Source organism: Paraferrimonas haliotis, from assembly GCF_002282895.1.
Classification (GTDB): Bacteria; Pseudomonadota; Gammaproteobacteria; order Enterobacterales; family Shewanellaceae; genus Paraferrimonas; species Paraferrimonas haliotis.
Genome location: NZ_NRRB01000009.1, coordinates 66016 through 78857 on the forward strand (window position 1 = coordinate 66016; position 12842 = coordinate 78857).

Here is a 12842-nt window from a genome sequence, read left to right on the forward strand (position 1 = left end):
GTCACTCTTCGCTGGATAAATTACGGGAAATGCAAGCTTGCACTTGGCAGCCTTTGTTGAGCTCGCTGTTTATCATGAGTTCACCGTGGTGGCGAGCGAGCCAAGCGCGTAATAGTATCAAACTGGTGACGTTTTGGGAGTGATCCATTTCATTTAGCTGACTCAATTCTTTGGCGGGCATGCCAAAACCGTTGTCCGTTACAAGCAGGCAAGTCTGTTGAGCACTTTGCTGTATCTCAACGATGATCTTGGCGTTTTCGCTTATGGGGTTAAAGCCATGTTGGGTTGCATTTTGCAAAAGGCAGTGAAGCATTCGTAACCAGTGCAAAGGCGAAAAGTCACTGCTAATTGCATCGTCACATCGTAATTCGATGGCGACATTATTAAGGTGGTTCGATTGATTGAATATCTCAATGTAATGATGCAAATAGCTATTAATTTGTTTGTGGGCTAAAGGCTGAGACAGCGCTTGGAATAACAAATGTAAATGGTTGCTTTGGCTCATCAGGTACTCAACTGAGTCGAGTTGCTGCCAGTTAGCGTCGCTATCTGTGACGTGATCCGGTATGGCAGCGGTATATAAGCTGTTAAGTTGCTGCTTTAAAATAGCGGTGAAATTGGTCAGCAGCTGAATAATGCGTTGATCTTGCTGCTCAATAAAGGCTTCCGATAATTTCACCTGATCCAAATGTTGTTTCAGTTGCGTCTGCGCAGTTCGCTGGCTATCGATTAATTCGATGGACTGGTGTTGCTGCTGTTGAGTCTGTTGTAACTCTAGTTTTACTTGTTGCAACTGCTCGTCTAAGTTGCTTATTTGGTTTTTAAGTTTACTGCAATCAAGACCGATGTAACCAATAGCTATCCGTTCACCATCTTGGTCAAAAATAGGGAACAGTTTGGAGACGTAAAACCCTTGGGTTTGTTCAATGATGTAGGAGTCTTCAAAATACACATTTTTGTTAGTTTCAATAACTTGCTGCCAGCGACTTAGCGCTTTCTCGGCGATAGACTCTGGAAAGACTTCGGCGATGGTTTTTCCCACCAAATGATGCAACGTGCGCTGGGTCGCACTGCAATAACGGTCATTGGCGGTAATGAAGCGGCCTTGTAAATCACGAATGGTCATCAGTGCAGAGCTGGAGTTCATAAACTCCATAAAATAGCCTTGGGCGCCATTGTTGCGGGCATCGATTGTGGATTGGCTGGCCTGTTGCTTTGCTAACGCTAAATTGCTCGCTTCTAAATTTGATTGGCTGCTTCTAAGCGTTGCGTTAAGGTTGAGCATGCTAGAAGCGATGCGTGCCATATCCGGCTGTCGACAGTTGGCGAGGGCTTTTAGCAAGTTCGTTTGCTTTTGCTCTGAGGCGTCGGCCAGGTCTGTTAGCGGTGCAATTAAACTTTGGCGCACGTATAAATGGATTAGAAAAAAAACAAAACACAATACAAAACCCACCATTAATGCAACGGCCCAAGAGCTTTGATATCCCTCAGAGCCGCTGATCGTTGGTGACACTAAGAACAGTTTCCATCCACTTTCCCCGATATTAAACACCTTAAGGTTTACCGAAATCCCAAGGACTGGATCCTTGGCAATGGGCATTTGAAAGATTTCAGAGTTGCTGTTGGCGGCTTGAATAGACAACGTCAAGATAGGCGCTAAGTTGGGTTCTTCCTCAACCAATTCTTGCAACGATGGGAAACGGTCAGGCTTCTGTTCTATGTAATCATCTAAATGGGGGTGCGCTAACACTCTGTGATTGCGATCCGCAAGAAACAGATAGCCCGGCTGTTGCTCGCTAATGCGTCGCACTAGGTTATTGATTCCGTCCATGGCCATGTCTATGGTGACCACGCCTAAAAATCTATCTTTATCCCAAATGGGCGACGATACGGTTACCATGGTTTGCTTGGTGTAGGGATCGCGATAAGCGTCGGACCAATGGGTGCTGCCATCGGGCATGTTGGCAAGCGGTTTAAACCAAGGTTCGTCAACGTAACTTGGCTCGTTTGGATCATTATATTGGTCAAACTTGACCATGCCTTCATCGGCTTGTTGTCCCCAGAAATAGGCGAGTCGTTCTTTTGTTGGATCGAAGGCATAGGGTGCGCTCCAAACACCACCACCCACAATAAGCCGGGGCTGACTGTTGTCGTTTAATAACGCTGGAATGGTTTGCGTGAGTTGCTCCGGCGAGAGGTAAAGGCTTTGGCTAATGTGGGCAAACGAAACCGCACTGGCTTGTGCCTGTGCCATTCGCTGTTGTAGCGTTTTGGCGGCAATGATGCCGCGCTGTTTTTGGATAGCGTGGCTGTCTTGCAACAAGCGTTGATTCTCTGCGGTTGACAAGGTTGCCCAAATGGCTGCTCCGCTAAGGATAAGCAGCAGGACCATCAGCACGGTAAAGCGAAGATTGGTGCCAGAGCTAAACACCTTTGTAGAAAAGGTATTTTTGAAAAACGTAGCGAGCGCCATGAAACTCCAGAAAATATGTTAATTAATTGTATACTGTAACAGTTGGTTAGGCATGGGAAAACAGCCCTACAGTTTTTATGGCATTTATTTCACGTAAAAGCTGTGGGAAAATCTGGTTCTTATGTAACGAATTGCAACAAGCTTTTGCAACACACGAAGGTAACAGTCGTTGGCGGATACAAATTTTGACAGTCGATCTAAAAAATTCACTCAAAATATATACCAAACCACAAAAGGGCGTTTGCGCTTAGACGTATTGCAGCGAGAATTCTCAAGCCACATATTGCCGCAAATTAAAGCAGGAACCAAGGTGCTTGACGCCGGCGGTGGCCAAGGGCAAATGGCCATTTGGCTAGCTCAGCAAGGCCATTCCATTGACTTTTGTGATGTCTCGGAGAACATGTTGCAACAGGCAAAACAAAACGTCGCTGAGCAGGGTGTAGAGCAGCAGGTTCGCTTTTACCAACTTAAGGCCCAAGCCATTCACGATACGTTAGCCAAACACTATTCGTTAATATGCTTTCATGCGGTTTTAGAATGGCTAGCTGAGCCAAAGCAAGGGTTGTTGGCGTTGCTCGATTGCTTAGCCGACGATGGGGTAATGTCGCTGATGTTTTATAATTATTACGGACTGGAAATGCACCATGCCGTTAATGGCAATTATCAGTACTTAGAAGCGGGTATGCCACTTAAACACAATAACACCATTATTCCGCAGGGGCGTTTTAAACCGGATGACGTTAAACAATGGCTCGAGCAAGCGGGCTATAAGGTTGAACGACGCATTGGGGTTCGGGTTTTACACGATTACGTGAAAGACAAATCACTACAACAAAGCGACTACGATAGACTACTAGAGCTTGAATGGCAGCGATGCGCCCATCCCGTTTTTCGTGATTTAGGGCGCTACAGTCACTTTATTGTCAGTCGCTCGTCTTCTCTTTAAATTCACACAAATCTTCGATAATGCAAGCGCCACAACGGGGTTTGCGGGCAACACAGGTATAGCGACCGTGTAGAATAAGCCAATGATGGACATCTTGCTTAAATGCTTTTGGCACTACCTTAAGCAGTTTCTGCTCCACCAAATCCACGTTTTTTCCCATGGCCAACTTAGTTCGGTTGGATACACGAAAAATATGAGTATCCACTGCGATGGTCGGCCAGCCAAAGGCGGTGTTAAGCACTACATTGGCGGTCTTTCGGCCAACACCAGGCAGGGCTTCTAAAGCTTCTCTCGATTCAGGAATTTCTCCTTGGTCTAAGTCTAGCTGCGGGTATTGCTCTAACAAAATGGCGCAGGCTTTGTGAACGTTTTGCGCCTTAGAATTAAATAAACCAATGGTTTTGATGTAATCCTTAAGACCGTCAACGCCAAGATCGAAGATTTTTTTGGGGGTATTGGCCACTGGAAACAGTTTGTCGGTTGCTTTATTAACCCCCACATCGGTGGCTTGCGCCGACAAGGTCACCGCCACCAACAGCTCAAACGGTGTTGAGAAATTAAGCTCAGTGGTGGGGTTTGGGTTATCGTCCCTTAAGCGTGTCAGTATCTCGATTCTTTTATTCTTATTCATAGTATGGGTCTATCGCTAACCTTAGGTTTGATTGATACGGGCGCGACTCACCGGCTCTGGGGCTGTTTTAGGGGCTTTATGAGCATAATGGTGATCGATGGCATTTTTGGCCGCAATAATAAGCCCCATGGTTAAAAAGGCGCCCGGTGGCAGCAAAGCCAGTAAGAATTGGGTATCAAAATCGATAAGCTTAATGGTTAGCACGGCGGCCCAATCACCCAGTAATAAATCGGCACCCGCAAACAGCGTACCTTGACCCAAAATTTCTCTAATGGCGCCTAATAGGGCCAACACTATGGTAAAACCCAATCCCATCATAAGCCCGTCGAAGGCAGACTTTAAAACGGGTTGTCTCGAAGCAAAGGCTTCTGCACGTCCAATAATCACGCAGTTTGTTACGATCAATGGTAGAAAAATACCGAGCGACAAATACAAGCCATAGGCATACGCGTTGATCAACAGTTGTACGCAGGTTACCAATGCAGCAATGATCATTACAAAGACAGCGATGCGAATTTCTTTAGGCACCCAACGGCGGATGAGAGAAACGCATACGTTCGAGCCAACCAACACCAACAAGGTGGCGATGCCGAGACCCAGGGCATTGGTAAGGGTTGAGGTAACCGCCAACAGCGGGCATAACCCCAAGAGTTGCACGATGCCTGGATTGTTCTTCCATAAGCCTTGCCACGCTATTTCTTTATACTCGCTCATTACTGACCTTCACAACTGATTTGGCTTGCGGCTATTTCATCAAAATGATACTGGAAATAGATTAGGGTATTTTTAACCGCTTTTACATAGGCTCTTGGGGTGATAGTTGCGCCGGTAAACTGATCGAAACTGCCACCGTCTTTCTTAACCGCCCAGCGGGGATCTTTCTGGCCACTTAATACTCGACCTTTAAACGACTCGACCCAGTCTGATTTACGCAGTTCAATATGATCACCAAGCCCCGGTGTTTCCTGATGGCTTAAGGTGCGAACCCCTAACACCTTGCCTTGTTTGTCAATGCCAACAATCAAATGAATGTCACCACTGTATCCATCCGGCGCGGTTGTCTCAATGGCCATGGCGACAGGCTCATTGTTTTTACTGGCAATAAACGCGCGTTGGGTTGAAGCGGTTCCTAAAAACTGCTCCGAAGATACCTGCACACAATGTTGATATAAGGGGCTATCGTAATTGTCGTCGGGAATGATTTGCGACAACACTTTTACCAGCTCTTGCTGCTGTTGTTGGGCAATTTTGGCTTTGGTTCCTTGAAAGGTAAGGCTTACAACAAAGGTGGTTACCAGCGCAAAGCCTGCCAATATGAGTCCGTTTTTGGTCATGCTGGTTTTCATGATTTGTCCTTAGCGTGGCCGTAGGTAACCGGTCGCACGTAGTAATCAATCAAAGGAACGGTAAGGTTAGCGAGCAATACCGCAAAGGCGACCGCATCGGGGTAGCCACCGAAAGTGCGAATGAGGTATACGATGGCGCCAATCAGTACCCCATAAATAAAGCGGCCTTTAGGGCTGGTTGCAGCCGAAACCGGATCGGTTGCTATGAAGAAGGCCGCTAACATGGTTGCGCCACTAAAGGCGTGAAACCACGGTGTTCCCGAAACATCAGGCAATAGTATGTAGCCTATGGATGCGCTTACCCAAAGACCCACCAACACCCCAAATGGAATGTGCCAACGGATCACTTTAAGTCGCAGCATAATCAGGCCACCAATGAGGTAACCCAGATTTACCCATTCCCAACCTACACCGGCAACGCTTCCAAAAATGGGGGATTGCATGGATTCACTGCTGGTATTCCCTAGGGTTAGGCCGGTCTTTAAAGTATCTAACGGCGTTGCCATGGTGGTGCCATCCACCGCGATTCGAGCCGTGTCAACCAAAGGCTTGTTTTCTAGGAAGATGGATTGAAGTGCTTGACTTACAGAGAGGGGGGCTTGTAACAGTTCAACAGGCGCAGCCCATGTGGTCATTTGCACAGGAAAGGCAATTAATAACAACACGTAACCAGCCATTGCTGGATTGAGTAAATTATGCCCCAATCCGCCGTACAACTGCTTCACCATAACGATGGCAAATAGGCTGCCGATTAACGCTATCCACCACGGCGCGTAAGGGGGCAGAGCAAGCCCTAACAATAACCCGGTCAATGCGGCGGAATAATCGCTGATGGCATAGCGCCACGAGCGCTTTCGAATGGCCACAAAAACCGCCTCTGCCGCTACGCAAATGAGCATGCACAGAGCCACTTGAATGAGGGTGCCAACGCCAAAGAACCAAGTTTGCGCGGCAATGCCAAGTAAGGCGCAAAGCATCACTTTCTTCATCATGGACGCGGTTAAGCCACCTTGGCTTATGTGAGGGGATGCTTTTAGCTTAAACGCCATCAGAGTCACCTTTTGTGGATTGTGCTTTCGCTGCGGCTTCGCGTTTGGCTTTCGCTTTGGCTACGGCGCGAGCAATGGCGGCTTTTTTAGGATCGCTATTGGTTGCATCAGGTGCGGCACCGGCCTCGGCATTTGGCGCTGCACTCGGTTCAGGCGCAGGTTCAGGCGTTGCCATTGGCTCTGACTTAGTTGCCGCTGAAACGCCGCCGTTTTGCTGCTGGGCCGCTCTCTTAGCTTTGGCTTTGGCAACCGCTTTGGCGATGGCCGCTTTCTTGGGATCCACCGTTGTTGTGCTCGCGGTTACTTGCTGGGAAGCATCTTTGCTTGCGAGCGTTTCGTCAGCAGCCTTGGCAGGCTCTGGGGTGGCAAATTGTTGAGCGGCTCGCTTTGCTTTGGCACGGGCTAAAGCCTTAGCTACCGCTGCAGATTTAGCATCACCGCTGGACTGTGGCTCAGCCTGTTGCGCTTTTTTGGCTTTAACGCGGGCCAACGCAGCGGCAACCAGATCCTTTTGCTCGCCAGACATATTGGCTTGGCGGCTTTGTGCCGAGCGTTTTTGCTTGTTGGCTCGGGCTTGCTTCTCTTGCTCTAACCGCTCGACCCGGGCTTCAAAGCGCAGTTTGGCCCGTTGCGAATGTTCGGCCTGCAGTTGTTGTGTGCGAATGGCCGCTTTCTCGATTCGATAGGCTTCCACCAAAGGAATGTTGGACGGGCAAACGAAGGCACAACAACCGCATTCAATGCAGTCGAATAGATTATAGTGTTGAGACTTTTCATGCTCTGCGGCTTTAGCGTGCCAATAAAGTTGTTGCGGTTGCAACTTAGCTGGACAAACAACGGCACATTCACCACAGCGAATACAAGAACGCTCGCTGTTGTCGGTATCAATCTCATTGCTGTCGGCGGCTAGCAAGCAGTTGCAGGCTTTGGTGACGCCGGCGTTAATCGACGGCAGCATAAAGCCCATCATGGGGCCACCAAGAATGACACCAAGCTGAGGTTGTGCAACGTAGCCTGCATGGGCTAATAAATCTGCTATCACGGTGCCAATGGGCACCCAAAAATTGCTGGGTTTTGCGACCGCGTTGCCGGTAACCGTAACCACCCGCTCAAGCATTGGCTCGTCATCGAATACCGCTTTTTTTATGGCGTAAGCGGTACCTACGTTTTGCATAACAATGCCAAGCGCTGCTGGAATGGTACCGGAATCAACTTCGCGTCCGGTGAGCAGTTGAATGAGTTGCTTCTCACCACCGGAAGGGTACTTAGTTGGAACGATTTTTAGCGAAAAAGAAGCCTGCTGAAATCCATGCTGCTCAGCGGCAGCTTTAATCGCTTTAGCCGCTTCTGGTTTGTCATCCTCTATCGCAAATACGATGTGTTTGGGTTGCACCAAATGTTCGATTACGCCTATGCCTTTGAAGATGTCGCTGGCATATTCACGCATAAGCCTATCGTCGGAACTTATGTAAGGTTCGCACTCAACGCCATTAATGATGACGACGTCTAACTGATCATTAGCCAGTTTGCGGTGGGTTGGAAAGGTTGCACCGCCAAGGCCAGCAATTCCGGCGTCTTGAATGCATTTAAGCAATGCTTCTTTTGACACGCCTTCGTAGGCGCTGCGTGCCGCTCTTGGTCGCCACTGGTCGTTACCATCGGCGGTTACCGTGATAACGGTTTGGGGAAGCCCGGAAGGGTGCGCGGCCACTTGCTCGCTGATTGCACTAATCACGCCCGAGGTTGGGGCATGTACTGGCAGTTGTTGCAGCGTGTGCGCTTCAGTGAGAGGCTGCCCTTTTAGTACTTTATCGCCCACTTTCACAATGATGCGACCGGCTTCTCCAACGTGCTGAGTAATGGGCACCTGATAGTGTTGCATCAAGGGCAAAGAGGCAATGGTTTGCTGGTTTGCCCGTGCTTTTAAGCCCGGTGGATGGATGCCGCCGTGAAAGCGCCAAAGTTTATCGGATTGAATTTGCTCAAGTAAGTTCATCATATCAGTTACCCACCTGTTGTGTGTTAGGTAAGGTAACGGTTGGAATCTGATTCAATTTCCAATCCCAGGTTTGTGTCGTTTGGGCTTTAGGCAGCATCTTAATGCAGTCAACCGGACAAGGCTCGACACACAAATCGCAACCGGTGCATTCGTTGGCTATAACGGTGTGCATAAGTTTACCCGCCCCAACAATGGCATCCACAGGGCAGGCTTGAATGCATTTAGTGCACCCAATGCAATCTTGTTCCACAATAAATGCAACCCGAGGAACCGAGGCTTCATGCTCCGCAACAGGCTCTGGCTCCACGCCCATCAAATCCGCGATCTTTTCGACCGCAGCACTGCCACCTGGTGGGCACTTATTGATTTTTTCGCCGTTTGCTATGGCTTCTGCGTAGGGTTTGCAACCAGGGTAACCGCACTGGCCGCATTGGGTTTGAGGTAATATGGCGTCCAGCTGATCCACCAACGGATTGCCTTCCACTTTGAACTTTATGGCAGCAAACCCTAGCAGCGCGCCAAACATCAGGGCAAAAACCGCAAGAACGGCAACAGCAAGTATGACTTCTACCATGTTACTTCACCAACCCCGTGAAGCCCATAAAGGCTAACGACATCAATCCGGCGGTGATCATACCAATGGCAGCGCCTTGAAACGGTTGAGGAACATCGGCAGCGGCTAATCGCTCTCGCATGGCGGAAAACAAAATTAACACGAGGGAGAAACCGGCAGCGGCGCCAAAGCCATACAGTACCGATTGCACTAAGTTATGTTGTTCGTTGACGTTCAGCAATGCCACACCCAACACCGCACAGTTGGTGGTGATCAATGGCAGGTATATACCTAGGGTTCGGTACAACTGAGCGCTCATTTTTTGAACCACCAGTTCGGTAAACTGGACCACCACTGCAATTACGAGAATAAAAGCCATGGTGCGCAAATAGGTAAGTTCAAGCGGAGCTAACACGTAAGCGTTAACCAAGTAACTGGTGGTTGAGGCAAGGGTTAATACAAATGTGGTGGCCATGGACATACCAATTGCCGACTCTAGTTTGCTGGATACCCCCATAAAGGGGCATAACCCAAGAAACTTCACTAACACAAAGTTATTAACCAGTACTGTGCTAATGAGTAAAAGAATGTACTCGCTCATGAACTACCGTAAATCATTCGTCATTGGCCGTTATTATCGGTCTTATCCTAATGAGAAACAACATATAAGCAGTAAGGTTTATAGCATTTCAGTAAAAAATTGTTTTTAGTGTGCCGACCATAGGCTACTCTATGGCGCCTAAAAGCGGCGCTAACCTTTTACTTCGAGAACAAACCCATGCGCATTAAGCCCGATCCCAGACTTGCCTTATTAATCGCTACCTTGCTGTGGGCTTCGAGTTTTATCGCCTTAAAATTTGCCTTTCAAGTCTATCCTCCAAACTGGGTGATTGCCGGTCGAATGCTGGTGGCACTGTTGTGCTTTAGCCTCTTTTATAAGCAAATTTTGAAGTTCCAATATCGAAGTGGCGATTGGAAGTTGCTATTGCTGATGTCGTTTTGTGAGCCTTGTTTGTATTTTGTATTGGAAAGCCAAGCGCTCTTGTATACCTCAGCCTCGCAAGCCGGCATGATGACGGCGATGGCGCCGATATTAACGGCCATTGTTGCCTACGTGTTTATCAAAGAGCGCTTAAATCGACGCGGTATGTTAGGTTTTTTGCTGGCGATGGTTGGCGTTATTTGGCTGAGCCTTGCCGGCGAGAGTGATGAGCACGCGCCCAACCCTTTGCTCGGTAACCTACTGGAACTGGCCGCTATGTTAGCTGCAGCTATCTATGCGGTTTGCTTGAAGTTGCTTTGCCAGCGCTATTCAGCTCTGACGTTGACCGCATTACAAGCCCTGGTTGGCAGCCTGTTTTTTGTGCCGTTAGCGCTTTATTCTGGTGGAGAGTGGCAGCTTCATAGAGACGGCTTGTTGGCTATTTTATACCTAGGTGCTTTTGTAACCTTAGGCGCATACCTTCTGTATAACTACGCCATTAGCCAAATACCGCTGACCCAAGCGGTGGTTTACATTAACCTCATTCCTGTCTTTACTTTGGTGTTGGCGTTTGTATTGCTGGGAGAGCGTTTGACCCCTTGGCAGATGCTAGGGGCCGGGTTGGTGTTAATTGGAGTGGTGATTGCTCAACCTAAGAAGTCTACACAACAACCCGAACATTAGCTGTTTTGCAACTCTTTGTTAGCGGTGAAGATGGGCTCCGGCTTGGCAATGTAATAGCCTTGTTGACCGTCGACTAAAAGCTTTTCTAACTGCAACTTTTCTTGTTGACGTTCAACTGAAGTAGCGAACACTCGAATGCTCATGCGTCGAGCAATATCGACCACCATGCGAACGAAAAAGGCATTGTCGCTATTAGTATCAATGCTATGGCTGTATTCTCCCGCAAGCTTAATGAAATCCGGACGAATCTCTCTAAAGAATTTAAATGAGCTAAAGCCCAATCCAAAGCGTTCGACGCACACGCGAGCGCCGGCTTTATGAAGCTCTGAAACAAAGACCTGACTGGCATTGAGATTGGTTTGCATACCCGCTTCGCTGACTTCGAATATGAGACGACTGGCTAACGCTTTGTTGCGACTGCACAAGTCTTTTAACCAGGCTAAGAAATCTTTGTTGTGAGACGAGGTTGCACTCACGTTGATGCCATAAGTATGGGTGTTAGACGGATCTTTTATGAGTCGTTTTAACACTTCTACGATGATCATCTTGTCCAATTGAACCGCTAAGCCATAGCGCTCTGCCATGGCGATCACGGTTGCGGTTGGCAGTGGCTCGTTGCTTTCGTTGACAAAGCGGGCCAATAACTCTTTATAGCCTTTAACTTCTTTGCGACAGGGGTGAATGGTCTGTTGAAGAAAGACCACCCGTTTACTGCTGATCACTTGTCGCACAACGTTTTGCCATTGATGATCGGAAATAACGTTACTCACCTGATCAAAGGCATAAATGGAGTAATGATTAGGCCCTAAGGTTTGCGCTAAATTAACTGCGGTATCGCCCATGCTCATAATCTCTAAAGCATTCATACCGCTGCTGTAAGAAACCGCGCCGGTATAGGCTGTAGTGGGTAGGCTTAGGGTTACCTGTAAGTCGTCATAGCTGGCTTTAAATCGTTTACACAGCTTTTCTACGTCTTCTTTCGAGCAATTGGGGATTATGGCTGCAAAATCAGCATTACCGATGCGAAACGCTTCGGCTCTCGGGTAACTCTTAATCACCTGCGATAATACCTTAGCAACTGCCGACAAGTAATTATCACCACCTCGCATGCCTTGGGTTTGGTTAACCAAGCCCAGCTCACTGGCTCGAATGTTGACCAACAGACCACTTTGATTAACTTCATTGAGTTTCGCTTCTATTTGTTCAACAAAGCGCAATCGAGTGGCTAAGCCGGTTACAGCATCCACATTACTTGAGCGTGCTAATTGCTCTTGTTTTTGGTTGTAATCGTCAATTTTTATTTTAAGTTCGCTGCGACACTCTTGCAGTGCTTTAGCCAGCGGTTTGCATTCGTTACTGAGGCGGTTAACCTGCACCGACTCAAACTCTAGCAGGGGCATGCGTTCAATGTAATTTGACGCATAACGGATTTGCTGTCGCATTTTTGTGAATGCCGATACAAACGAAAAACCAATGAGCAAAAGGGCACTCAGTATGATTATCCAGCTGATCAACAATTGTTTTTCGAGAATGAGCGAAATACTGGAAGCGTCCACGCGGTAATTAACCGTGCCCCGGGCTAAAAACAAGCGTTGGGTTTGGTTGGCGCCATAATAGTTGAGCAGGTTATTAACAACATCGTGTTGCTGCTCTATATCGCCATAGGTGAAATTTCGAGAAAAATCTTCCCGCGCACTGTATTGATAAAAGGATAGGTTGTGGCGATCGGACAGTTCGAGGTATAAAGCAGCACCGGTTTGTTGGGAGTCATCCATGCGAGTGATCTCGGCGGCAACTTCATTATTAAGCAGTTGTATTCGCTCTTTACTTACGAGCACAAACATGTGGGTTTGAATGGCACCTACGCAACAAAGCACCAGTATCAGCATGGATAAGAAGGTTTTAGAAAATCCCATTGCTTAGCTTCCCTTTGTTGAACACGAACAGTAATCAATGGTTGTTTATTCGATGGTCGTTATCGCTGAAAATACCATAAATATGGTGATTAAGTAACCATCAATTAACTTTTTTGTAACAGCATGAGGGGAGGGATGCAATGACGGGTATAAAAAAAGCCGCTTCGTGAGCGACTTTAATTAAATTGGCTCCCCCTGCTGGACTTGAACCAGCGACATACGGATTAACAGTCCGCCGTTCTACCAACTGAACTAAGGGGGAA

At 47.8% G+C, this 12842-nt stretch carries 11 protein-coding genes and 1 tRNA gene; 2 read left to right on the forward strand and 10 right to left on the reverse strand.

Going from position 1 to position 12842, the window contains the following annotated elements; genetic code table 11:
* Position 1: 1 nt before the first annotated feature.
* Positions 2–2473, reverse strand: a complete 2472-nt coding sequence (locus tag CLC91_RS14320; protein ID WP_095500583.1) for a cache domain-containing protein — start codon at positions 2471–2473, stop codon at positions 2–4.
* Positions 2474–2642: 169 nt separating this feature from the next.
* On the opposite strand from CLC91_RS14320, the gene CLC91_RS14325 reads away from it, so the two are divergent.
* The gene (locus CLC91_RS14325; RefSeq protein WP_095499235.1) at positions 2643–3419 is read left to right on the forward strand and encodes a methyltransferase domain-containing protein; all 777 of its coding nucleotides are present in this window, start codon (positions 2643–2645) and stop codon (positions 3417–3419) included.
* On the opposite strand, the gene nth is transcribed toward CLC91_RS14325, so the two are convergent.
* From nth to rsxA, 7 genes are read right to left on the reverse strand one after another with little or no spacing between them, the layout of a single operon-like run.
* Entirely contained in the window at positions 3397–4050 is a 654-nt protein-coding gene (nth, locus tag CLC91_RS14330; protein WP_095499236.1) for an endonuclease III, read from the reverse strand. The two genes, CLC91_RS14325 and nth, sit on opposite strands and share 23 nt — an antisense overlap.
* Before the next feature lie 21 nt (positions 4051–4071).
* Positions 4072–4764, reverse strand: coding sequence for an electron transport complex subunit E (locus CLC91_RS14335; RefSeq protein WP_095499237.1), 693 nt, complete (start codon positions 4762–4764; stop codon positions 4072–4074).
* Positions 4764–5396 (reverse strand): electron transport complex subunit RsxG, encoded by a 633-nt coding sequence (gene rsxG, locus CLC91_RS14340; RefSeq protein WP_179287575.1) that lies wholly within the window; start codon positions 5394–5396, stop codon positions 4764–4766. The genes CLC91_RS14335 and rsxG overlap by 1 nt, the downstream gene beginning before the upstream one ends.
* A complete protein-coding gene (gene rsxD, locus CLC91_RS14345; protein ID WP_095499238.1) occupies positions 5393–6445 on the reverse strand; it encodes an electron transport complex subunit RsxD in 1053 nt (350 codons plus the stop codon). Before rsxD ends, rsxG begins: the two co-directional genes overlap by 4 nt.
* Entirely contained in the window at positions 6435–8444 is a 2010-nt protein-coding gene (gene rsxC, locus CLC91_RS14350) for an electron transport complex subunit RsxC (RefSeq protein WP_095500584.1), read from the reverse strand. Before rsxC ends, rsxD begins: the two co-directional genes overlap by 11 nt.
* Before the next feature lies 1 nt (position 8445).
* The gene (rsxB, locus tag CLC91_RS14355) at positions 8446–9018 is read right to left on the reverse strand and encodes an electron transport complex subunit RsxB (protein ID WP_095500585.1); all 573 of its coding nucleotides are present in this window, start codon (positions 9016–9018) and stop codon (positions 8446–8448) included.
* 1 nt (position 9019) lies between these two features.
* Positions 9020–9598 carry an electron transport complex subunit RsxA gene (gene rsxA, locus CLC91_RS14360; protein WP_095499241.1) on the reverse strand — a complete coding sequence of 193 codons (579 nt, stop codon included), beginning with the start codon at positions 9596–9598 and terminating at the stop codon, positions 9020–9022.
* A gap of 177 nt (positions 9599–9775) precedes the next feature.
* Here rsxA and CLC91_RS14365 point away from each other — a divergent pair, with 177 nt between their 5' ends.
* A complete protein-coding gene (locus tag CLC91_RS14365) occupies positions 9776–10663 on the forward strand; it encodes a DMT family transporter (protein WP_198950935.1) in 888 nt (295 codons plus the stop codon).
* Here the strand turns inward: CLC91_RS14365 and CLC91_RS14370 are convergent.
* Together CLC91_RS14370 and CLC91_RS14375 are read right to left on the reverse strand one after the other, a co-directional pair.
* Positions 10660–12579, reverse strand: a complete 1920-nt coding sequence (locus CLC91_RS14370; protein WP_095500586.1) for an EAL domain-containing protein — start codon at positions 12577–12579, stop codon at positions 10660–10662. The genes CLC91_RS14365 and CLC91_RS14370 overlap by 4 nt on opposite strands.
* A 186-nt stretch (positions 12580–12765) precedes the next feature.
* Positions 12766–12841: transfer RNA gene (locus tag CLC91_RS14375), tRNA-Asn, on the reverse strand.
* Between the last annotated feature and the right edge of the window lies 1 nt (position 12842).

Excerpts from the sequence above, each read along its gene's own strand:
- rsxG (WP_179287575.1), bottom strand. The coding sequence starts at position 5,396 with ATGAAAACCAGCATGACCAAAAACGGACTCATATTGGCAGGCTTTGCG.
- rsxA (WP_095499241.1), bottom strand. The coding sequence starts at position 9,598 with ATGAGCGAGTACATTCTTTTACTCATTAGCACAGTACTGGTTAATAAC.
- rsxC (WP_095500584.1), bottom strand. The coding sequence starts at position 8,444 with ATGATGAACTTACTTGAGCAAATTCAATCCGATAAACTTTGGCGCTTT.
- rsxB (WP_095500585.1), bottom strand. The coding sequence starts at position 9,018 with ATGGTAGAAGTCATACTTGCTGTTGCCGTTCTTGCGGTTTTTGCCCTG.
- CLC91_RS14335 (WP_095499237.1), bottom strand. The coding sequence starts at position 4,764 with ATGAGCGAGTATAAAGAAATAGCGTGGCAAGGCTTATGGAAGAACAAT.
- CLC91_RS14320 (WP_095500583.1), bottom strand. The coding sequence starts at position 2,473 with ATGGCGCTCGCTACGTTTTTCAAAAATACCTTTTCTACAAAGGTGTTT.
- CLC91_RS14370 (WP_095500586.1), bottom strand. The coding sequence starts at position 12,579 with ATGGGATTTTCTAAAACCTTCTTATCCATGCTGATACTGGTGCTTTGT.
- CLC91_RS14365 (WP_198950935.1), top strand. The coding sequence starts at position 9,776 with ATGCGCATTAAGCCCGATCCCAGACTTGCCTTATTAATCGCTACCTTG.
- nth (WP_095499236.1), bottom strand. The coding sequence starts at position 4,050 with ATGAATAAGAATAAAAGAATCGAGATACTGACACGCTTAAGGGACGAT.
- rsxD (WP_095499238.1), bottom strand. The coding sequence starts at position 6,445 with ATGGCGTTTAAGCTAAAAGCATCCCCTCACATAAGCCAAGGTGGCTTA.